This window comes from Vibrio genomosp. F6 (assembly GCF_005146325.1).
In the GTDB taxonomy this organism is placed as follows: domain Bacteria; phylum Pseudomonadota; class Gammaproteobacteria; order Enterobacterales; family Vibrionaceae; genus Vibrio; species Vibrio cortegadensis.
Map to the genome: position 1 here is coordinate 84,046 of NZ_SYUT01000042.1, position 23,583 is coordinate 107,628.

17 protein-coding genes are annotated in these 23,583 nt (G+C 41.5%); 9 read left to right on the forward strand and 8 right to left on the reverse strand.

What is annotated here, in order from left to right:
- Positions 1-405: 405 nt before the first annotated feature.
- From FCV43_RS15850 to FCV43_RS15860, 3 genes are all read right to left on the reverse strand, one after another.
- Positions 406-1,086: an HAD-IA family hydrolase gene (locus tag FCV43_RS15850; protein WP_240697180.1), complete on the reverse strand. Its 681-nt coding sequence runs from the start codon at positions 1,084-1,086 to the stop codon at positions 406-408.
- A gap of 189 nt (positions 1,087-1,275) precedes the next feature.
- Positions 1,276-3,078 (reverse strand): HD domain-containing phosphohydrolase, encoded by a 1,803-nt coding sequence (locus tag FCV43_RS15855; protein WP_136995732.1) that lies wholly within the window; start codon positions 3,076-3,078, stop codon positions 1,276-1,278.
- 67 nt (positions 3,079-3,145) lie between these two features.
- The gene (locus FCV43_RS15860) at positions 3,146-3,655 is read right to left on the reverse strand and encodes a hypothetical protein (protein ID WP_136995733.1); all 510 of its coding nucleotides are present in this window, start codon (positions 3,653-3,655) and stop codon (positions 3,146-3,148) included.
- 350 nt (positions 3,656-4,005) lie between these two features.
- Here FCV43_RS15860 and FCV43_RS15865 point away from each other — a divergent pair, with 350 nt between their 5' ends.
- The 4 genes from FCV43_RS15865 to FCV43_RS15880 all read left to right on the forward strand — a co-directional run bounded on the left by FCV43_RS15865 (position 4,006) and on the right by FCV43_RS15880 (position 10,079).
- The gene (locus tag FCV43_RS15865) at positions 4,006-4,482 is read left to right on the forward strand and encodes a CreA family protein (RefSeq protein ID WP_136995734.1); all 477 of its coding nucleotides are present in this window, start codon (positions 4,006-4,008) and stop codon (positions 4,480-4,482) included.
- Between the two features lie 129 nt (positions 4,483-4,611).
- Positions 4,612-5,916, forward strand: coding sequence for an inosine/guanosine kinase (locus tag FCV43_RS15870; RefSeq protein ID WP_017053133.1), 1,305 nt, complete (start codon positions 4,612-4,614; stop codon positions 5,914-5,916).
- Positions 5,917-6,157: 241 nt separating this feature from the next.
- Positions 6,158-7,906 (forward strand): formate--tetrahydrofolate ligase, encoded by a 1,749-nt coding sequence (locus FCV43_RS15875; RefSeq protein WP_136995735.1) that lies wholly within the window; start codon positions 6,158-6,160, stop codon positions 7,904-7,906.
- Between the two features lie 334 nt (positions 7,907-8,240).
- Complete coding sequence (locus FCV43_RS15880) at positions 8,241-10,079, forward strand: sensor domain-containing diguanylate cyclase (RefSeq protein WP_431188299.1); 1,839 nt, start codon at positions 8,241-8,243, stop codon at positions 10,077-10,079.
- Positions 10,080-10,201: 122 nt separating this feature from the next.
- Here the strand turns inward: FCV43_RS15880 and FCV43_RS15885 are convergent, their stop codons facing one another.
- Both FCV43_RS15885 and FCV43_RS15890 read right to left on the reverse strand, forming a co-directional pair.
- A complete protein-coding gene (locus FCV43_RS15885) occupies positions 10,202-13,366 on the reverse strand; it encodes a chitinase C-terminal domain-containing protein (protein WP_136995737.1) in 3,165 nt (1,054 codons plus the stop codon).
- Positions 13,367-13,782: 416 nt separating this feature from the next.
- A complete protein-coding gene (locus FCV43_RS15890) occupies positions 13,783-14,661 on the reverse strand; it encodes an AraC family transcriptional regulator (RefSeq protein ID WP_136995738.1) in 879 nt (292 codons plus the stop codon).
- 203 nt (positions 14,662-14,864) lie between these two features.
- Between FCV43_RS15890 and FCV43_RS15895 the strand changes: the two genes are divergently transcribed.
- The 5 genes from FCV43_RS15895 (at position 14,865) to FCV43_RS15915 (ending at position 19,719) form a co-directional block, all read left to right on the forward strand.
- On the forward strand, positions 14,865-16,013 hold the full coding sequence (locus FCV43_RS15895) for an iron-containing alcohol dehydrogenase (protein ID WP_136995739.1): 1,149 nt from the start codon (positions 14,865-14,867) through the stop codon (positions 16,011-16,013).
- A gap of 290 nt (positions 16,014-16,303) precedes the next feature.
- A complete protein-coding gene (locus FCV43_RS15900; protein ID WP_029203433.1) occupies positions 16,304-17,020 on the forward strand; it encodes an amino acid ABC transporter ATP-binding protein in 717 nt (238 codons plus the stop codon).
- 16 nt (positions 17,021-17,036) lie between these two features.
- Positions 17,037-17,834, forward strand: coding sequence for an amino acid ABC transporter permease (locus tag FCV43_RS15905; protein WP_017053140.1), 798 nt, complete (start codon positions 17,037-17,039; stop codon positions 17,832-17,834).
- Positions 17,835-17,859: 25 nt separating this feature from the next.
- Positions 17,860-18,687: a transporter substrate-binding domain-containing protein gene (locus FCV43_RS15910; RefSeq protein WP_113797851.1), complete on the forward strand. Its 828-nt coding sequence runs from the start codon at positions 17,860-17,862 to the stop codon at positions 18,685-18,687.
- Positions 18,688-18,879: 192 nt separating this feature from the next.
- The gene (locus tag FCV43_RS15915) at positions 18,880-19,719 is read left to right on the forward strand and encodes an amino acid ABC transporter permease (protein ID WP_240697182.1); all 840 of its coding nucleotides are present in this window, start codon (positions 18,880-18,882) and stop codon (positions 19,717-19,719) included.
- 84 nt (positions 19,720-19,803) lie between these two features.
- Here the strand turns inward: FCV43_RS15915 and FCV43_RS15920 are convergent, their stop codons facing one another.
- From FCV43_RS15920 to FCV43_RS15930, 3 genes are all read right to left on the reverse strand, one after another.
- Positions 19,804-21,099 (reverse strand): alpha/beta fold hydrolase, encoded by a 1,296-nt coding sequence (locus FCV43_RS15920; RefSeq protein WP_136995740.1) that lies wholly within the window; start codon positions 21,097-21,099, stop codon positions 19,804-19,806.
- A 184-nt stretch (positions 21,100-21,283) separates the two neighbouring features.
- Positions 21,284-21,790 (reverse strand): RNA-binding S4 domain-containing protein, encoded by a 507-nt coding sequence (locus FCV43_RS15925; protein ID WP_136995741.1) that lies wholly within the window; start codon positions 21,788-21,790, stop codon positions 21,284-21,286.
- A gap of 183 nt (positions 21,791-21,973) precedes the next feature.
- Positions 21,974-23,581, reverse strand: a complete 1,608-nt coding sequence (locus FCV43_RS15930; RefSeq protein WP_431188298.1) for an ABC transporter ATP-binding protein — start codon at positions 23,579-23,581, stop codon at positions 21,974-21,976.
- Between the last annotated feature and the right edge of the window lie 2 nt (positions 23,582-23,583).

Consider the following 23,583-nt stretch of genomic DNA (forward strand, 5'->3'; position numbering starts at 1 on the left):
AGCAGACAGTTAGACGAAGTTTACGTCTATGGACAACTTTGGGTACTTTCAACAACCTCAATAACAGCATTATTTCATTCCAATAACCAGTACTTGAATCGCGTCTCATTTTTTACACATAAATAAGTTTTTGTATGCTCAAAAGTTAGACAAAAGGAGTAATCTTAATTGATAAGGATTTTCCTTACTTTTGCTGCCAGGGATCCAATATGATAAAAATAAAACCAGAACTAAATAATGACGTTGTATGCCCGCTCTGCCACCATGACGAGTACCTACTATCAGAAAGTGGTGAAAAGTTTACATGTGGATCGTGTGGTTTCCATACCAAACAATTCAAATCTATTATCAAAAACAACCACCACCATTTTCAGCACCAACGCCAACACACATATGTATATCTATCTAACAGTGTGTATCACTAATCCAACTCTCAATTTCACCTAAGTGATGGATGTGTGTGACACTTGGCAAATCAACTTTTGTTGCAGATATTCCATTACATAGCTGGATTGTTTTCACTCCGGCATCCACGCCTGCTTGCACGCCTTTTTTTGTGTCATCAACGTACAGACATTCTGATGGCAAGAAACCCATACTCATCGCAGAATACATAATTAGGTCAGGTTCTGGCTTCCAACTATTGGTATCAAACGCTGAAAATATTTTCCCATCAAAACTATCTAGTAGACCCGTTAAAGAGAGTGAATATTGCACTTTATCTTTTGGTCCATTTGATGCCACGCAAAACTCAATTTGATTTTTTTCTAAAAATTGAATAAGTGATCTAGCGCCGTTCATTGGCTTCAACTCGGCTTGAAATAAGAGGCTAACTTGCTCTCGATACATTGGTTCTAAAACATCTAATGAAATATTTAAACCAACACGGGCATTAGTTTCAGATAATATATCTGCCAATTTTCCACCCTGAAAATGCTCGATACTTTCATGAAGAGTTAACTCTGCCCCAAATGAAGTAAATACATTCACTAGTGCTTGGCAACAGAGCTTTTCACTATCGATTAGCGTTCCATCACAATCGAAAATGACACACTTTATTGAACTTGGCATTGCTCTCTTAGTCATAACTTGCCCTATATTTCGAACATTAAGTTATATACTATTTCATTCATTGGCATGATTCTGTGCATAGCTAACAGATTTATCTTGAGACCAAATTTTGCTTTACAAAATAGAATATTGGTCACTGTATTGAACAATAAATTGATCGTTCAGGTGAAATATTGACGAAAATACCAACATCAAATAAATATTCTATACTGCGTTTACGATTTTCGAGTTAGCATCTGGGTAGGTATTTCGAATTTTGACGAACTCCTCGATGTTTTCGAGCAACAAAGTGGTCAAATCAGGATCAAACTGCAACCCCTGTTCAGCTTCAAACCATGCAACGACTCTCTCGATAGGCCAAGCATCTTTGTAGCAACGTTGACTTAGAAGTGCATCAAAAACATCGGCAATCGCAGTGATACGAGCAAAGATATGAATATTTGTCCCGGACTTTTGTTGAGGATATCCGTTACCATCCCACCTTTCATGATGCTCATTGGCAATAATGGCAGCTAAGTTCGTTAAGTCACCATTACTCGTCTTCAGCAGATTGAAGCCTACCGTGGTATGTTGCTGCATGATCTTCCACTCGCTCGCTGTCAATTTGCCTGGCTTGTCTAAAATAGCTTCAGGTACGGCAATTTTTCCAACATCGTGCATAGGACTAATGATTTCGATAATCTCAATTTCACGATGGCTCAAACCTTTCAGCTTGGCCAACAGAGCAGACAACATTGCCACACGCTTAACATGATTGCCCGTTTCACCAGAACGAGTTTCAATCGCTTCGCCTAGAACATGGATCATCTCTTTTTGTACGCCAACGGTACGTTTTTGAAGAGAGAGAATTTTTGAGTTCTTCTTTGCCAGTTCACGCTTTTGTCTCAGCATGACAGATTGTGTAATGATAACTAGAAACAAAGAAATAATAATAATCCCAGCACCTAAAAGTAATCTGAAATTATCTTCAAGAAATGATTTTGGCTTATTTAAAATGACAACGGATTTAGGCAATAGATCCTGCTCTATCCCGAACTTAATCATAACCTCATAATCAAATGTGAGAAGGTTGACATTAGGGAAGCTAAGAGCTTTAGTAAAGTTCATAGGAATATACTGATCAAGTGCTTGAACCGCTTCTACACCCATATTTTCGGAATGGTTCACGTACCCACCCAAAATACCGTTAATAATATAGAAATCCCAAAAGACAAAAACTGGGGCAGCACTTTTCTTACCAATCACAGATGCGATATTCTCATAAGTATGGTAGATGCCTTTATCTAATTCTGTATTAAAATGCGTTAATATCACTGCATCATCAGGCGACACTGTTGACAGTAAATCCCCTGCAGCATTCAACGTTTGATCTCTCACCTCGACGAGATTGACGTCTGGTAGATTAGATATAATCGGTAAAGCCTTATTTCTAATTAACTCCGAGGTCGTACTTCTGTCCGATAAATAATAAATATTCTTTATATCTTTTCTGAGTTTTATTATTTCAGATATATTTCCTTCGACATTATCTCGCTCATAAAGAGTTGCAGTATAATCAGAGACGGAATCTAATCGTGCTGATAAGTCATTTATGCCTACAGCAATAATTGGAATCGTTCTATTGGGGACGATATTCGTTTTATTTAATAAACGAACAGCATTATCATCAGTTGCGATTACTGCATCGAATGGGTATGCATTGTATTTAACTCTAAAGTAACGCTCTAATTCTTGATAGTAATCATTGGTGTTAATTCTTTTCGTATCAAGATATTCAACTGATACTTTGACAGGTGTTGACGCTAAAGACAGAGCTTTATCGATCCCATTTTGCAAATCACGAGTCCACTGATAGGAAGGATCATATGAGTGAATAATAAGGATCCGCTTGAAGGGATGTTCAACAGTTTTGGCTGCTTCTAAAGGTTGATTCACCTCATTAGCTTGAAGGAACATAGAAAATGCACTGAAAAAAGCCAACAAACTCATTTTCAATACAAATGACATTTTTTGAAGTACCACTTTAGAGGGAGAACTTTAATGATACTTCAAACATTACAATTGTTACTAGCCTTTACAGCTTCTCTACCCACACTTCACAATCATTAGTGTGACTTTGTTTCCAATAACGCCAAAGCTGGTAAGTAAATTTCTCGATGTCATCTTCATTATCATTGTGCCATGCTAAATCTGATATGAGACATTCAATATCATCACAACTAACCATTGCCGCAGCCACAGGCTCACCGGACTTAAACCCAACATACAGTTCATGATCAGAAGATAGAATAATCTGAGTAAGAAATTCAATAATATTGGATTGGTCGCGATCCAATTTCCATTTCTTAGACTGGATTATAGAAAACATAATCGTCAGCCGATGAAAATCAACCAAGTAGATCTCATCAACCACATCATCCCCATGGCTAAGCATGGTATCGAGCTCTTGATAATGTTTAGTTTCTAAGCTTTTTACATACAGATCTCTACCCAACAAGCTTTCAGATGTTGGAAAGTCCACATCGACTTGCCCAAGTAACCAGTGGTTTTTCTTTTCTACGATGTTTGGCGTGGTTTTATTCATTCTTTTAATTACCAATAATTGTTTAAATTGCTGCAATTTAACGAAAGAAAAAGCCGTATTACCCCCAGATATCACAGCTTTTCGGTATGCATAAATTTGATTTTGGGGCTGAGCTACACGCAGAAAGAGCACAAAGACTCATAATTATAACTAACACTTTTATCTTCATCGTTTTATACCTTATCTACATTGCACCTACGCTCAGTGGCAACACCATAGCAGGTTTTTATCTCTAAAACTGGACTAGACTCAACTGTTGAGGCTAAGGCTTTCAATTTTTTGGTTAATGTAAATCGACGTCCTCCAATGTGGTAAGATGTTTTAATCTAGTTCAAATCTAAGGATTTATGATGAAGAAAATTCTATTCGCTCTTGGCCTTTCCGTTTTTTTGGTTGGCTGCTCTGACAACGAAGTGGGTGACGTATCTCTCGGCCTCTTCACAATGAAAGACATCAAAATAGAAAATCTCAAAGATGATATCGTGACAGGCGTAACTTGCCATATTGCCTCTATCGAAGCTGATTTTAGCCTTGCTGACCCGAGTGACAGCTCAATATCTTGCCGTCAAACAGGTGACATTACCCCTGATATGATCGCGCAAATTGATAAAAGTAAATCCGGCGAAGTTGTCTTCAAAAAATCAAAAAGTATCTTTTTTAAATCGATGAAAGTTAGACGTATCTATGATGCTGACAACCAAACTTTACTTTACTTGTCTTATACAACGAAAGAAACAGACGGTAGTTTCAAACACAGCCTTTCGACTGTCCCACTTTGGGGAACGAAGGCTTATACTGAACCAACTGTGGCTTCAAATGTTCAATAGCTTGTTTTTATGATCTCTCTTGCGGTTGGTTGTAAGATAACCAACCGCATCTATATGTAATAAAAATGAAAGTACTTTTGCCCTTTTGTGATATGATCCAGAAAATTTTCTAAGCCCCCTTTATTCATCATGAAGTTTCCCGGTCAGCGTAAATCTAAGCATTATTTCCCAACACACACTCGTGATCCACTTGTCAATCAGATGAAACAAGCTCCAAAATTGTATCGCCCGATTATTGTTGGTGTTGGTCAAACCATTGTCGATATTGAAGCTCGTGTAGATGATGAGTTCCTTGCTAAGTACGAATTGAGTAAAGGACATTCTTTGGTCTTAGAAGAGAGCAAAGCGGATGCTTTATATGATGAGCTCGTTGAACGCGGTCTTATTACACATCAGTACCCTGGTGATACAATTGGTAATACACTGCACAACTACTCAGTACTCGCAGATAGCAAGTCCGTTCTACTTGGGGTTATGTCGCGTAATATCGAAGTCGGTTCTTTTGCCTACCGTTATCTTTGCCGCACATCGTCACGCATGAACCTCAATAATCTTCAAACCGTTGAAGGTTCGATTGGTCGTTGCTATACATTGATCTCTCAAGATGGCGAACGAACATTCGCAATCAATGAAGGTGAAATGAATCAACTTCGCCCAGATAGTATTCCTGAAGATGTATTCGAAAAAGCATCTGCATTGGTTGTATCTTCATACCTAATGCGTGGTAAGCCTGAAGACCCAATGCCACAAGCGGTTGCTCGTGCTATTGAACTCGCGAAAAGCCAGAATGTACCTGTTGTTCTAACTCTTGGAACTAAATGGGTTATTGAAGGTAACGCAGAGTGGTGGCAAGAGTACATCAAAGAAAACATTTCAATCATTGCGATGAATGAAGAAGAAGGTGAAGCCCTCACTGGTGAGAAAGATCCTCTTCTTGCAGCAGACAAAGCTCTTGATTGGGTTGATTTGGTTCTTTGTACTTCTGGCCCTGTAGGGCTTTATATGGCTGGCTATATTGAGGATTCAGTTAAGCGCGAAACCGAACTTGCTTTGCTGCCGGGTAATATACCTGAGTTCAATAAATATGAATTCAGCCGTGCTATGCGTAAACAGGAGTGTAAAACACCTGTAAAAGTTTACTCGCATATCGGCCCTTACTTGGGTGGACCGCTTGAAATAAAAAATACCAATGGTGCGGGTGATGCTGCGCTGTCTGCTCTTCTTCATGATATGGCGGCAAATAGCCATCACTGCATGAACGTTCCTAATTCATCAAAGCATGATCAGCCTTACCTGACCTACTCTTCGCTCTCTCAAATTTGTAAATACGCAAACCGCGTAAGCTATGAAGTGTTAACACAACACTCACCTCGCTTAGCTCGTGCATTACCAGAGCGTGAAGATAGCTTGGAAGAGGTTTACTGGGACAGGTAATACTGATTCAAATCAAACTTCTTTTATCTATGTAAATGAAGGCCACATAACGTGGCCTTTATTATTGTTACACGAAAAATATATGGTACAACAATCTCATATTGATCTAAGGCAGAAAGTTTATTGTTTTATTTCTTATAGTGTAGAACTCTAGAATTTTCTCTTTACATAATACGATATAGCCGTATCATGCCGACGCAAACGATTACGCAACTTGAGTAAGTGAGAATAAGGGGCATTTATGCTATCTGATATTGATATCTGTCGAGCAACAAAATTAGCGAACATTGAAGCGATCGCCACTAAAGCGGGGCTTCTCCAGTCTGAATTCCAATCTCATGGCCCTTACAAAGCAAAAGTCTCATTACAAACCATCAAACGATTAGAAGACAATCCTAATGGCAAATTAGTCTTAGTCACTGCGATAACGCCAACCCCTCTTGGCGAAGGTAAAACAGTCACGACGATCGGCTTGTCTCAGGGCTTAGCCCAAATTGGAAAATCTGTTATGGCCTGCATTCGTCAGCCATCTATGGGACCAGTTTTTGGCGTTAAAGGCGGTGCCGCTGGCGGTGGATTATCTCAAGTTGCACCGATGGAAGAGTTAAATTTACACCTCACTGGTGATATTCATTCTGTAACCGCGGCCCACAACCTTGCAGCTGCAGCAATCGATGCTCGTATTTACCATGAACAACGTGAAGGCTACCAAGCATTTGAACAACGTTCAGGACTGAAAGCATTAAAGATTGATTCGAATAATGTCTGCTGGAAGCGTGTTGTTGACCATAATGATCGTGCTTTACGTAAAATTACCGTTGGTCAGAATGAACCTGGAAAAACGATTAACGGCTATCAACGCGAAGATGGATTCGACATTTCGGCCGCATCTGAACTCATGGCTATCTTAGCTCTTGCTGCGGATTTGAAAGATCTACGCCATCGTATTGGTAATATTGTTATGGCGTATGATTTAGAGGGCTTACCTATTACCGCTGAAGATTTGCAAGTCGCGGGAGCAATGGCAGTAACAATGCGAGATGCCATCGAGCCAACACTGATGCAAACACTCGAAGGCGTACCAACGCTAATCCATTCAGGGCCATTTGCGAATATTGCTCACGGTAACTCTTCCATTATTGCTGATAATATCGCTCTAAAACTCGCCGATTACACTGTTACAGAAGGCGGATTCGGTTCTGACATGGGATTTGAAAAAGCGTGTAATATCAAAGCACTAACATCAAAAATCTCTCCTGATTGTGCTGTCATCGTCGCAACATTACGTGGCTTGAAAGCGAATTCGGGACTTTACGATCTCCGCCCTGGCGCTGCACTTCCTGAATCGTTATTTCGCCCTGACCAAAATGCACTAGAAGCAGGGTTTGAAAACCTAAAATGGCATATTAACAACGTCAATCGTTATGGTATTCCTGCTGTCGTCGCCATTAACCGCTTCCCTCAAGACTCTGACGAAGAGTTAAATGTTTTGAAAGAGATGATTGAGTCATTAGATGGGCAAGTTTCTGTCGCGATCAGTGAAGCATTTGAGAATGGCGGAAATGGTGCAGTTGAACTCGCAAATGCCGTCACAATCGCGTGCGAAAGTGAGAAAAGCTTCAATTCGTTATATACACTAGAACAATCTATTGAAGAGAAGTTAATGGCGGTTTGCAAAATTGGCTATGGTGCAACAAGTGTCGAGTTTTCAGAGCTTACCAAGAAACAACTGCATCAGTTGACTGTACAAGGGTTTGACAAATTAGCGGTTTGCTTAGCAAAAACACCATTATCTATATCCACTGATCCTTCAGTAAAAGGGGCTCCTAATGATTTTACCGTTCATATTAGAGAGTTAAAATTATGCTCAGGTGCTGGGTTTATTTACGCCTTGTGTGGCAATGTAATGACAATGCCAGGTTTACCTGACAAGCCAGCGTTCATGGCTTTAGATCTTGATGATGAAGGTAATATTACAGGCTTAAGTTAAGCCATTTCAGTTATCACTAGTCATGCACGAAAGCTCCAGCAGTCAACTCGGCTCTGGGGCTTTTCTGTTTTGGTTCCTGCTTTTATTGAAGCAAATTTCGTCCATTTACAGTGTAAAAACCAATAATACGGATTTGAGAAGAATACTAGCGCCCACACCTCCATTCATAAATCCACACAATCTGAAACATTCACTCAAATATATGCGTACAACATCACATGAATAGCTCGCAAAACAATGTACCATATATCATTACTATGGTGAGGTGAAAACGTTGACATTTATATCAAAAGCAATCTATCAATTTATATTAATATTTACTGCATTAAGTATTGTGCCAGCTATTTATGTCGTAAAAGAGTATGACAACATTTATACAAAACACGCGCATGAAATAAATAAAACTAGCTTTTATCAACTTGAAACCATCTCAAATGACTTCAGTAAACTAATTAAAAGGCTCCATGCATCCACAAAAAACATGGCTACCTCTACTGTCTTGCTTCAAGCACTACAAGAACCGAACTCTACAAATATAAAAGTGCTTCATGATGTTTGGGCACTTATCGCTGATGGGCAAGGTTATTTTTCAAAACTCCGCTTCATTAACAGTGATGGTATGGAAGTTTTGCGCGTTAATTATGATTCATCAGGGTCATTCCCTGTTGACGAACGCCACCTCCAGAATCAATCTAACCGTGAATTTTTTCAGTACGCAACGGGTTTGTCAGCTAACCAAGTAGGCATTTACTCCATTGATTTAGAAATGGAAAATAATACATTTTCTCAACCACTATCCCCTACTCTACGCTTTATCGTACCAATCACAGTTAAAGGTGATCGCTTGGGGTACTTCGTTGCTAACCTTAATCTCAATATCGTATCGACAACCCTTCATGCTCACCACCTTACAAATCGATACACTACCATTATCAATGGCGATGGTTACACTCTCCTTGGTGGCAAAAAAAGCACTGCATATGGACATTTAATTTCAGAAAGAGAAGGGGAAACTCTCAAAGTCACTCAACCTGAGTTGTGGTCCTTAATTCAATCAAATGAAAGCGGCAATTACTTTAACGGAAAACAGTGGACGACCTATTCTAAGATTTATTGTCCGTTTGATTTCTCTGACGACTCTCTTTATATGCTAGTGACCCATAAAAATGACGATTTTGTCTCAGCGTATATGAACAATATCGAGGATTTTAAGTGGCAAGTCGCGGCTTTACTCTTTATTTTGGTTTTCATATCCATATCCTTTACCGTGTGGAATATAACCCACAAGAAAAACTGTCTTGACAGTAAAATAGCCAAGGCGGCAATGAATGGAATGTCCGCAGTCATCATTACTGACAAAAACAATCGTATAATTACTGTTAATCAAGAATTTACGAGAGTAAGTGGCTACACGTTAGATGAAGTAAAAGGTAAGAGCCCGTCACTGTTTAGCTCAGGGAATCACAACCAAGAGTTCTTTATTAATATGTGGCGTCATTTACAGACCGATGGTCAGTGGCAAGGAGAAGTCATCAATAAGCGTAAAGATGGAACCTTGATAACGGAGATTTTAAGAATTCAGGCCATTACAGGCAAAAATAATGTCATTAAATTTTATGTCGCTTCATTTGTCGATATTACAGAACGTAAAGAGTTAGAAAATAGATTAAGAACCTTAAGCGAAAAAGATCCACTTGCGGGGTGCTGGAACAGAAGAAAATTTGATCTCGAATTAAAAAATGAGTGTGCACGGGTGGTTCGTTATCCTCAACAGGCGAAGTCTTGTCTTGGCATCATTGATATTGACCATTTCAAACGAGTGAATGACAAACTCGGACATGATGAAGGTGATAAGGTGATTAAAGTTGTAACAGAAATCCTTCAAAAAGAGTGTCGCGAAACTGATTTTATCGCTCGAATTGGCGGTGAAGAATTCGGTGTAATTATGCCCCACACAACCACTTCAGAAGCAGAGATCGTTATGAACCGTTTACGTGTTGCGGTATTTCTACATTTTGAAGAAAAAATCACTATTAGCGGCGGGGTCACTGACATAATCGAGAGCTCAGAACGCACCTATAAATGCGCTGACATTGCTCTTTATGATGCCAAATCTTCTGGTCGAAACAAAATTGCTCTGTTTTCTAGTAGTGAGTTTGATCAAATCGCTTAATCAAGTTCTCCACCATATACAAGCCACATCCATCTCATATAAAAATGAAGCACCGCGATATTAATCGAGGCGCTTCATCTACGTTTCGTTGAATGTTTCAAGTAAAAGAAATTTACCTGAAATTAAACATTACAAACTTTCGTCCAACTTCCATCACTACCAGGAACTGAAGCGGTCCACCAATTAGCTTGATACACCACGCCTTGATGGATCAGTTTATCGCCTGTATTTGCATGGCTAGGGTTTCCCGCCCAGTCTTTTTGCGGAAAGTCCGGGTAAATTCCAACGCCAGAGCTCTCACAAGTTCCAGGGTTTGTTCCACCATTGTCTCCATCATTACCGTTATTAAAATCACCTAGAGGTAAATCAGGCTGTTCGAACTTAAATGCGTAATCAACACCATTAACATTCACGCTGTAGTTCGCAGGCCCAGAAATTGGCAGGTAATAGACCATATCAAGTTCATAAACGCCACCTGCTGGAAGTTCTTTCCAAGCTGGCAATGTGAACGCAACACGGTGCATGGTGCCATCTAAGCCACCGATATTATCACTACGTGAGTGACCTGAAGCAATAACAGTCAGCCCACCACCAGATTGGTCTTTGGCATTGTCTGGAGCGGATACTGGAATGTCAAACTGGAACTCTGTGCCACCAGGTAGAGCATGACCCGTATTATTAGTGAAGGTCACTTTAGGGTTAATTGGGTAGTTTTGATCACCAACTTTAAAGCCACCGACCGAAACCGCTATATCCACGCTTTCTGTTGGTATTACGCCAGTCGCAACCTTATTTCCATACGGTGTCGCTGATTTAAATTTGTCATAAATTGCTTTGGTCATGGTGTTACCCATATGGTATTCACCATTACCACTTGTACACGCTTGCTCAGTAGTATCAATGCCAGTGCGATTTCCTGCGTTATCAAGGATATAACAGTTATAGTCTCCCGCGAGCTCCCAGAACATGATGCCGCCAATCTCTTTATCGATAACGTAGTCTGCTTTCACATCGATAGACTGTTTATCTTCCGTTGAAAGGAATACGCCCTTCTCTGCATTCCACAACCAAGGGGCTACGGCTACACTGTCATAGTGGCGAGCATAAGAACCGACAAATTTATCCGCGGGATCATTAACAGGATCAAGTTTATATGCATCGGCATAAGAGCCCCAAATACCTTTCTCTAAGTTTTTAGCATGCCACATCGGGTTGGATCCCGCGCCCATCTCATTCCCTTTCGCGTCGGTATCGTGCCACATGTTATCGATACCAATTGCACCATTACCGCAATTGTTTTTCTCACCTTCTCCTGTCCCTGCCGCACACTCAGCTTGATTAGGAAGTGCCGCTCTGCCCCATAGACCATTATCACCACCGGTAACGTCCTGCCAGCCACGAGTGTAATATGGAACGCCAATATTGATTCGTCCCGCAGGCATTGAACCTCTAAAGTAGTGGTAGGCCCAGTCTGTATTTAGATAGCCAATCCCACCATAAGCTGCCGTTCCGTAGACATTCCACTGTGCGAGTTCAGAGTCCTTGCCTGTGTCATACAAAGCAGCATTGTGACCGACATGATCATTCCACGCACCGTGCAAGTCATAAGACATAATGTTGACGTAATCGAGGTACTTAGTGACATCAAATGTCTCCATCCCACGCAACAAATAGCCGGAAGACGGTGCGGCAATGGTTAACATATAATGATGGTCATCTTGCGCAGAAGCGACATCCAATTTTTCACGCAGCACCTTCATCAACTCTTGATAAGAAGCCCACAGATACTGTCGGCGTGGCTCCATAAATGCCTTATCATCAGGATTACCCGCTCCCGCCATAGACGTTGGGTACTCGTAATCGATATCTAGACCATCGAAGCGATACTTTCTCATCATTTCAACAGCAGAGGTTGCGAATGTCTCGATCCCTTGTTTATTGATCGAACCATCAGCATTCGTCGTCATAGTATAGAATCCGCCATCTGCGACTCTATTACCATCGGTGCCAAAATGTCCTCCTGTTTCAGCCCATCCTCCAATCGAGATAAGCGTTTTCACATCGTGCTTCTGTTTTGCAGTCGCAAGCGCACCAAAATGGCCTTTGAAACCTAGATTTGGATCGATCTCAACACCAGCCCACTCTTTGCCAACAGCAGCATTATTTGGATCATTAACGTCCCCAACATTCACTTTGCCATCAGAGCCGATACTCACGAACGCATAGTTAATATGAGTGAGCTGCTCCCAAGGAATATCTTTTACAAGGTATGCGGCTTGTGGGTCATCCCCCGAACGCCAGCTGGTGAAATAACCAATCACACGACGTGGGTGATCAGCGCCCATAATTTCACGCCCTTCGTCATCATAAATCGTGCAATATGGAACATTCACGCCCTCTGTTTGATACAAACCATCTGGGCGGCAAGTGTTAGCGACAGCATCTCCTTTCACTACCAACTCACTGATGGCGGAGTCAGTCGTTGCACCTTCGTTGTCTGTCGATCTTGCATATACTGCTAATGTACCCACTTTGACAGCGGTATAATTAAGAACATATGGGGCTTTTGCGGAGGTTCCCACAAGCTGCCCTCCAACAAAGAAATCTACTTTATCAACACTTCCGTCTGAATCTTCAGCCGTAGCAGTCAAAGTGACGGTCGAATTAAGATCGACTTGAGAAGCAGAAAGAGCAAGGCTAGCGGAAGGTGGAAGATTATCTGAAGCGGCAGGATTAACGGTAATCAACACAGAGCTCTCTTTGCTCACTCCACCTTTATCGTCATATGCAATGACGCTAAATAAGTGATCTCCAACGGTTGAGACCCACGTAGCTAAATAAGGAGCAGAGCGGCTGTCGCCTACAATAACGTCATCCACAGAAAACTCGACTAATGCGATACTTCCATCTGCATCACTTGCATCAGCAGCCAATTGAACAACATCACCAGCGGTGATCGCGTCATTTATACTTGGAGATGTCAAACTTGCTGTTGGAAGCTGGTTAGGCTCTACAGGGCTAGTCCCTGAACACGCATCAAGCAACTTCCACTGGGCATAATCACCAGAAAACTGTGTTGGATCATTATTTTGATTCCAGTAATTTGCTTGATATGCACTACCTTGATGCTGAACTTTTGCTCCGCCCGTATATACTTCTGCCGAATCCCAGACTTCCATAGCATTACAATCAACGGCTGCGTAGCTATTAAAAGCCATTAAGCAGGAAACTGTCAGTGTGCTAAGTGCAAACATACCCGTATTTGCTACTTTGTTTTTCAAACGCATAATACCTATCCCTTAACTTATTGTTCCACGTATTAAAAAGATATATTTAAGATGACAACGACTTAAATCGCTGCGTGAAGCAACTTTAGGCTAGATAGATTTTTTAACACTGAGATTTATTCTGATTCACACATTCACTCGCAAAATGTAGTGTGAACAGTGCAACAACAGAGGCTTATTTTGCATCGATAAGAAATATTTCGAAGATTTTTTGCAATAAAAAACCACATCAGATTCGATGTGGTTTCGAGTTGAAGCATGACTAGTACTTCTAGGGAACTAAAACAGCTTTACGATTAAGCTTTGGATATTATTGCAGAGAACCAGAACATTAAAAGAGTAAATTTAATGGATTTTTTTTCCTCTTTTCATTTATAGCTCATATTCTGCAATATACTTTGTTTATGCATTTTTGTTTATGCACCTTTCGGAGTCGAGTTGAAGTGACGTTTAAATTCTCTACTAAATTGTGATGAACTACTATAACCAACCAACCTAGCAGCTTCATTGACACGCTTTCCTTCAAATTGGATCAACTCTCGGGCTTTATTCAATCTTACTTTTTTCAAATACTGCAGTGGCGATTCTAAGGTGACAGAACGAAAAGCCTGATGAAAAGCAGAAATACTCATATTCGCTTCCTCTGCTAGTTCTTGTACCGTCAATGAATCTGAATACTCTTTATGGACTTTACTTAATGCCTTTGCAACTCGTGCGTAATGCCCATCATGGTGTGCAAGCTCAAACAACACGTAACCTTCAGAGCTTGTGAGTGCGCGATAAACAATCTCTTCTAACAAAGATTCACCAAGAACTTTGGCTTCAAGATCGTTATGTAAAGCGAGCATCATGCGTTTGCAACTCTCTAACATGTCGTTTTCCATCCGTACCGATTTCAGGCCGCAGTTCTCTTGCTTACACTGCCGCGTATTCTGAAAACCAAGTTCTTCTAGTCTTCGAACGATACGATTGAGGATCTTGGAATCAATGCTGATCGTTAACCCGAGCAGTGGTTCTTCATCTTGTGGCAAAGCTTCACACTCTAAAGGCATAGGAACGCCTACAACTAGGTAGTCATCAGGCCCATAGGAGACAGGTTGATTGCCTATATGAATATTCTTATGCCCTTGCCCCATTACAATGATGCCAGATTGATAGATAAAAGGCTGACGTTGATTCCCTAAACTGCTGCGATAAAAATGAACTCCGGGGATCACCGTTTCACGAATACCTTCTAAATCATGCCACCCTTTATGATCCACAAAAGATTGCATTAACGCACCTAATTCACTCATACCGTACCTATCGTATATTCTGGTCAACTACAGACACAGATTACGACAATTATAGAAATAGGCAACAAAATTGGATGAATTAGCCTTTTTTAGCCATCAATGCCGTACTATTATGCACAGTATAAAGTCGTGTTGGATAAATACGACATAAGAATAAGCCTGAGTTATAACAAACTCACGAATAAACACTTGAGGTCACAGCAATGAAATTCTCTTATGTAAACCCTACTCTTATCCATTTTGGTCAAGGTCAAATCGAAGCAGTTAAATCTGCCATTCCACAAGACCAAAAAGTTCTCGTGATTTATGGCGGCGGTTCAATCAAAAAGAACGGTGTATACGATCAAGTAACTGAAGCTTTAGAAGGTCACTCATGGGTTGAATTTTCAGGTGTTGAACCTAACCCAGCAAAAGAAACACTAGATAAAGCCGTTGCTATCGTTAAAGAGCAAGCGATTGATTACATCCTTGCTGTTGGTGGTGGTTCTGTTATTGATGGTTCTAAATATGTTGCCGCTGCCGCGAAGTACGCTGGTGAAGGCTGGGACATTCTTGAAGGCAAACATAAGGTAACTGAAGCGACTCCTATTGGCGCAATTTTAACTTTGCCTGCAACAGGTTCTGAATCAAACATGGGTGCAGTAATTACTCGTGCAGCGACTCAAGACAAGTTGGCATTCATGGCTCCGGCGGTTCAACCAAAATTTGCCGTTATGGACCCAGATGTAATGAAAACACTACCAGAGCGTCAGTTAGTTAATGGTATTGTTGATGCTTGGGTTCACGTTTGTGAGCAATACATTACTCGCCCAACAGGTGCGATGGTTCAAGATGGCTACGCAGAAACGCTACTTCGTTCATTAAAAACGCTTGGCGAACAGTATGCTGAGCGTGATAATGACATGTGGCGTGCAAACCTTATGTGGTCAGCAAACCAAGCTCTAAATGGTTTAATTGGAACTGGTGTTCCTCAAGACTGGGCAACACATATGATTGGCCACGAACTGACTGCTCTTTGGAAAGTCGATCACGCACGTTCACTGGCTATTGTTCAACCAGCGTTGCTACGCAATCAAATTGAAGCAAAACGCGGAAATCTTGAGCAAATGGGTAAAAACGTCTTTGGTCTTGAAGCTAGTGATGATCTAGCTGAGCGTACAATTGTTGAGATTGAAGCTTTCTACCATAGCCTAGAAGTTCCAACAAAATTAACCGATCACGGCGATGATAAAGCATCAGCAATTGAAGCGGTTGTTAGCCAACTTGAATCTCACGGTTACTTACAACTGGGTGAAAACCAAGCCATTACGTTAGAACGTACACGTGAAATTCTAAACGAAGCGGTTCTGTAGTTATTCACATCTATACGAATATCTTTAAACAGAGCAATGTGTAAACAACGTTTAGTTTAAATTGATTATTACTTAAATCGACGAGATAACACTCGTCGATTTTTCTATTTTCGAAATTCTCATCTGATTTACTCAATCTAACGTCGACATTGATAGAAGCACTTTAATAACACTATCAATAACTTATTTCAGGCTATATACAGATTTCCAAGTGCAAATACCTAATGATATTGTTAAGGTATAACCTATAAGCCTCAAAATAAGTGACCATGCAAATAAAATCAGAAAATATGGTTGAATTTACTCAACTTAATAAGTGGTTTGGCGATTTTCAAGCGTTAAAGTCGATAGACTTCAAGGTTAAGAAAGGTGAAATTGTCGTCATTTGCGGCCCATCAGGCTCAGGAAAATCCACACTAATACGTTGCATCAATCAATTAGAGTCTTATGACTCTGGTGAGTTGATGGTTTTATCTCATCCAGCTGGCTCTAAAGCGATTAAACCCGGTCAAATCGGCATGGTTTTCCAACACTTCCATCTTTTTCCTCACTTGACTGTTCTCGAAAACCTCACGTTAGCACCAATGCGAACTCTAAATTTAAGCAAGCAAGATGCGACAGAGTTAGCTATGGGCTTTCTTAACCGTGTGCACATAGCTGAACAAGCCGATAAATATCCTGCCCAGCTGTCTGGTGGTCAACAGCAAAGGGTCGCCATCGCACGTTCATTATGCATGAAACCAGACCTCTTACTTTTTGATGAACCCACTTCAGCTCTCGATCCTGAAATGATCAATGAAGTCCTTGACGTGATGGTTGAGTTGGCAAAAGAGGGAATCACAATGATCTGTGTAACTCATGAAATGGGTTTCGCAAGACAAGTTGCTGACAAAGTCGTATTTATGGATCAAGGTGAAATATTAGAGACCGCACCACCGGAAGCGCTTTTCTCTTCACCACAGCATCCGAGAACTCAAGCTTTCTTAACTCAAATATTAAGCTATTAGCGGTAACGGAAAACTGATGGTTAAACGTATCTTAGCTCCCGTACTTTCGGCTTTACTGCAAATCACGTTGCTCATTATCGGTATGATGTGGTTACTTGATTCTGGCGCACAAGCAATGGGATACCAATGGCAATGGCAGCGAATACCTGATTACCTTTTCTATTTTGAAGATGGCGAATGGTGGCCAGCAGAATTAATAGAAGGTTTGCTAGTTACACTAAAAATATCAGGGCTTAGCTTAATCGCAACACTGGTTATAGGCATGACTGCTGCCCTATTACGTTTATCTGATTCCATTGTAGGCCGCTGTTTAGCAAAAAGTTACATTGAATTAATACGTAATACTCCTCTGCTTGTGCAAATCTACTTGCTGTACTTTGTCTTTGGACCAGTCATCGGGCTCGACCGATTCTCTACCGCCATTCTCGCTCTAGCTCTGTTTCAAGGCGCTTATACCGCAGAAGTATTCAGGGCCGGATTAAACAGTATCCCTCAAGGTCAATTTGAAGCCGCACACTCTCTCGGCTTATCAAAATTATCAACCTACAGGGATATTATCTTACCGCAAATGTTGCAAAAAACACTTCCGCCACTGACGAATGAAGTAGTTTCTCTGGTCAAGAATTCGTCTATCGTCAGCGTCATGGCTATTTTCGATCTCACCACCGAGGCAAGAAATATCGTATCTGAAACAGCACTCCCCTTTGAAATTTGGTTTACTGTTGCTGCAATCTATCTTTTACTGACTTTATCACTATCTGGCATTTCAGCGTGGTTCGAGCATCGACTCGGGGCAAACTGGCGTAGCTCGTAATTGACAAGAAAAAGGAACTCTCAGCATGAAGCTATTTAAAACTGCTATTACAACGCTTTTAGGATTGGCCATTAGCCTACCCACACTCGCCCAAAACAGCGGGACTCCCGATACAACACCTAACCTTGATAAAATCAATCAACGAGGAACGCTGCGTGTCGGTATGTCGACGTTTGTTCCTTGGGCAATGCGTAATAAACAAGGTGAATTGATTGGGTTTGAAATCGACGTAGCCAAAAGGCTTGCAAAAGATTCAGGCTGGAAAGTAGAGTTTGTGCCGACATCGTGGGATGGGATCATACCTGCACTGCTAGCTAAAAAGTTTGATGTGATCATTGGTGGCATGTCGATCACCAGTGAGCGTGAAAAAAGTGTGCTCTTCTCTACCCCCTATTCCCACTCCGGTGTTCAACTTACGGCAAACAAAGAACTTGCAGATGGTTTTAGTCACTTCGATGATTTCAACTCTCGCCGCGTAAAAATCGCAGCTCGTCGCGGTGCTTTTACGGTTCAAGTAGCACGAGAAACTTTCCCTAAAGCAAAAATACTTCAATTTGATGACGATGCTCAAGCATTCCAAGAAGTGCTGAATGGTAATGCGCATGCGGTGATTGCCTCTAGTCCAAAACCTGAGCACGAGACAATTAAACATTCTAACACCTTGTTCCTGCCATTTACTAAACGCTTATCAAAAGGTAATGAAGCCTTTGCGGTACGCCTAGGAGAAGACGATAAAAAAGCGTTCTTTAACCAATGGATTCAAGCACGAACAGAAGATGGATGGTTAAGCGAGCGCTACGAATATTGGTTCTCAACGCTGGATTGGCAAAACCAGATTGCTCAAAAGCAGTAACCGCGAAAATAAATATTTTGCGTCTCTAAAAGAGAACATCAAGCGAATTACGCTTATTTAATTATCCAAGACAATGAAAGATAAGGTAGCGCAGTGACAAATTCGAATGAGCTAAAATTACAGGGCTCTTCTAAAACTCATCAACGTCATATCAATAGAACTTCATTTTTGAAGATCAATAAACTTGACGCTATGTTACTGGCTATCTTAGCTTTATTTATCGTATGGATATATTACCGCTCATCTGTAGGTGTTAATTATCATTGGCGTTGGGCTGAAACCTTTGAACTACTGACTACCTCAAGAGCAGACGGTAGCCTTCCCTATTTCTTCCAAGGGTTACTCTCCACACTTCGCCTTACCATTTGGGGTATGGTGCTGGCCTTGCTATTCGGCACGCTCTTAGGTTTAGCTCGCCACTCAAGATCTGTCATATTTAACGCACCAGCAACAGCATTCATTCAATTGGTGAGAAATATTCCACCCTTGGTTTTTGTCTTTATTTTCTATTTCTTTATCTCAAACCAACTCATTCCGTTATTAGGATTAGAAGCCTTATTAAGAGAGCATGATGGTCATATTAACCCACTGCAAGCCATCTTATTTGGCCCCAGTTATTTGTGGGAGAATCTAATTTCAGGTGTGCTTTGTGTCGGCTTACTTTCATCGGCTTACATCGGAGAAATTGTTCGGGCGGGCTTACAAAATGTTCCAAAAGGGCAATGGGAAGCGGCAGAAACACTCGGGTTATCACGATGGTCTAAGTACCGAGATGTTATCGCACCACAAGTGATTACGACCATCACGCCTCCACTTGCAGGGCAGACTATTTCACTGATCAAAGACAGTTCAATTGTGGCACTTATTTCGATTCAAGAGCTTACCTTTGTAGGTACTGAAATGGCCAACTCATCGGGGTTAATTTTCGAAATTTGGCTCATTGTGGGGCTTGCGTATTTTATTTTGTGCTTCTCACTTTCACTTCTTTTTAGCCGAATAGAGAAAAAGAGTCAGCGCTACTTACAGCGGTAACGATCGATTCAATGATCAGCACCAATGGCTAACTAATATCCCTAAGGAATTGAATTAACCATCGGTGTTTCGCACTATTGCGCTTTACTTGGGTAAATTGGCAATGCGGTCGGCGATATCCACTAAACGATCAAATATGCGTTCACCATCGACACCAATACCGTTGTGTTCATATTCGTTGGTGATCCAAGCCTTCGCATTAGGTATTTTCGCCAAAGTTTCGCGGCTATAATCTAGCTCAACATACATATCATCGGCATACACGGCACAAGCCACTGGCACTGTATTTTTCGCCAAGACTTCCGCATCATAAAGTTGAAGCCAATCTTTCTTCGCCGCTAATAACTCTGCTGCGGGTTGCAAGTGAGTCAATGTCGACAGTTGTTCAAACATCCATGGGTAAACCATTTCTCCTGTAAAGCAGAAAGGTTTATCTTCTGAATAGCTGAACTCTATGAACTCATCACGCACACGATGTGCTGACCAACTTGATGCAGCTCCCTGACAGTAGATGGATTCGTGCAAAATCGCATAGATTGGGTTAGTTAAATAGCCTTGCTCTTGCTGCATTTGATTCAAAAAGCTATAACTCAATTCTTGTTTTCCATCGACTTCAACAAACGCAGACTCTAGCGTGTAATACATAGGCAAGTTAGCCCCACTGCGCCCCAAATTAATTCCGATAAGCTGGAACTGTTCGACAGTAAACGGCTGCCCATTTGGCAACCTAACATCGTTCGCAAGCAGGTAATTAGCGATTTTCTTACACAATGGTTGTGCTTCAGGGAACTGAGCAAAGAAAGCTTGGTTTTTATCAAGTACCCGCTGATAAGTTGCACGATATACGTCATCAGCATGACGAGATATTGATGGGATCCCCCCTGTAACGTAACAACGTAGCAGACTTTGTGGAAATAGAGATAAATAGGTCAGCGTACAGAACCCACCAAAACTTTGGCCAAGGGTCGCCCATTGTTTAACGCCTAGCTGTTCACGAATCGCTTCAGCGTCACGCACAATATTATCAGCACGGAAATGGGTTAAATACTCAGCTTGTTGATCGGGTGTTTTGTGCGCAAGAGTTTGGTGACTAATAATCGTACTATTGCCCGTTCCTCGCTGATCCAACAGCAGTACGCGATAATCTTGAAGTGCGCGTTTCAACCAACCTGATTCACCGTTAGGGCGCGGTGAAGGAAAACCTGGGCCACCTTGGAAATAAACTAGCCACGGCAGTTCATGGTTATTCTCATGACTTAACTTCACCACCTCTCTTGCGAAGACTTTAACCTGCTCTCCTTGAGGTTGTGTGTAATTAAGGGGTAAATCAAAATGATGCTGACGATATAAGATTTGGCCATCGATGAACTGCTTCTGCACTGTACTTCCCTCACGGTAATCAAGAGTCGTTACTCTAGCAGTAACCTTGACAAATCACAGTAATAAAGCCTCTTAAATCAACGAATTGTGCAGTAAATAAAACAAAAGGCTTTAACTCTCCATCATTGCGTTATGACGAGAAGTTAAAGCCTTCTTTTAGACCTAAGATTTTTACTTGAGTGTCTTAGAAGAAATCTATGGAGTGACGACCGCTGTTCGCATCACGGTCAACGTTCGATTTATCTTGTTTCACGGATTTGCTCTGCTTCGCTTTCTTTCCTTTCGGCTGAGCCGCTTTTTCCGCTTTCTTCTTCTCTTTTCTTGCGGCGCGCTCTGCTTTTTTCGCTACTTCTTCTTTTTCAGCTTGTTGCTTCTTCGCTAATTTTGCTGCTTTTTCGTCCGCTTCTTCCATTACTGGCGCATCACAAACCACAACATAATATTCTTGGTTGAATTCAAAGAAGTCACCATCGTACATTTTACGACGTTTGCGCGTTTCAAGTTCACCATTAACCGCAACATAACCTTCAGAAATAATATGTTTCGCTTCGCCGCCACCACCAACTAAATTGGCAATTTTAAACACTTTATATAATTCAATAGGTTGGCTTGAAACATCGATACCAATTGCTTCAATTTCTATCTCTTCACCTTCTTGGTGAAACTCTTCTTCGTACTGTTCTTGGTCCATGGTGACCTCTGTCATAAAACTTTGCAGGCAGTGTAATGCTAAACGCAAGAAATGACCACTTATCCACTCTGGTTTGCTCCAGTAAAGCCAAACAAACTTAAAACGCCGCTTAAAACCTAATGAAAAATATTGAAACTGCCCGCAATCACCGATTCATGGCCGTTTTCACTCTTAGTATCAAGCTTAAAAACTCGACAGATTAACCAACTCTTGAGTGTAACTGTGTTGTGGCGAAGCAAACAGAGACTGCGTGTCACCCTGCTCAATTATCTCCCCATTACGCATCACTATCGTGTAGTGGCACAACGATTTAACGACATTAAGATCATGGCTAATAAACAGATAGGTCAAACCATATTTCTGCTGTAAATTTTTCAGAAGATCCAGTACTTGCGCTTGCACCGTTCGATCCAGTGATGAGGTTGGCTCATCAAGCAAAATAAACTCCGGCTTCAAAATCAGAGCGCGTGCAATGGCAATTCGCTGGCGTTGTCCTCCAGAAAATTCATTGGGATAGCGATGTCGCGTATTCGGATCTAAATCAACCTCTTTCATCACTTCGCAAATCATGGCATCCAGCGTCTTTTCATCATGTTCTTGGTGAACTCGTAACCCTTCTCCGATGACTTGAGCCACTGACATTCTCGGGTTTAGCGCCGAAAATGGGTCTTGAAAAACAACCTGCATTCGACTTCGAAATGGCAACATCCCTTTTCTGTCTAACCCTTGCAGCTCACTGCCTTGAAACGATATTGAACCTTCACTTTTCAATAACTTGAGGATAGCCATACCTGTTGTTGATTTACCTGAACCACTCTCTCCAACCAAGCCGATAGAGTGACCTTTACGCAAATCGAAGTGCATATCCGTCACGGCTTTGATATGAGAAACCACTCGTTTGAATATTCCTCCGGTAATGGGGAACCATACTCGTAGCTGGCTTACATCAAGCAAAGATGGTGCATCAACTTCAACATCAACCGGCAAGCCTCGTGGATCAGAGTTAATCAGCTTCTGCGTGTACGGGTGAGAAGGGGCCGTAAAGACGGTTTTGCACTCTCCAATTTCAACCACTTCGCCCTCTTTCATTACCGCCACTCTGTCAGCGATTCGGCGCACAATACTCAAATCGTGGGTGATAAACAGCATTGCCATACCCAACTCTTGTTGCAAGTTTTTAAGTAAATCTAAGATCTGAGCCTGCACCGAAACATCTAATGCAGTGGTCGGTTCATCGGCAATTAATAGCTCAGGTTCATTGATCAGTGCCATCGCAATCATTACGCGCTGACGCTCTCCGCCCGATAACTCATGCGGGTACGCATTTATTTTTTGCGCTGAGTGACGAATCCCCACTTTATCTAACCAAGAAATCGCCAACTCTTCTGCTTTCTTTGTGCGCATACCACGGTGAATGGCTAATGTTTCAACTAACTGCTTCCCAATCTTATGTAGTGGGTTCAGTGACACCATCGGCTCTTGGAAAATCATCCCGATGCGCCCGCCACGAATTCCTCGCAACTGTCGCTCTGAGCAACTCAGAATATCGGTACCAGCAAAAGTAATACTGCCCGATAAGTAGTGAGACGAACCTTTAGGAAGCAATTTTAATACTGAGTTTGCGGTGACCGACTTACCCGAACCACTCTCACCTACGAGCGCGAGCGTCTCCCCTCGCTTTATGCTCAACGAAACGTCGTGTGTCACTTGATCAATACGGTTGTCTCTACCAAACCCAACCGATAGCTTATTAATCGTTAACACCGTTTTTTTAGAATTGTCATTCATCATTT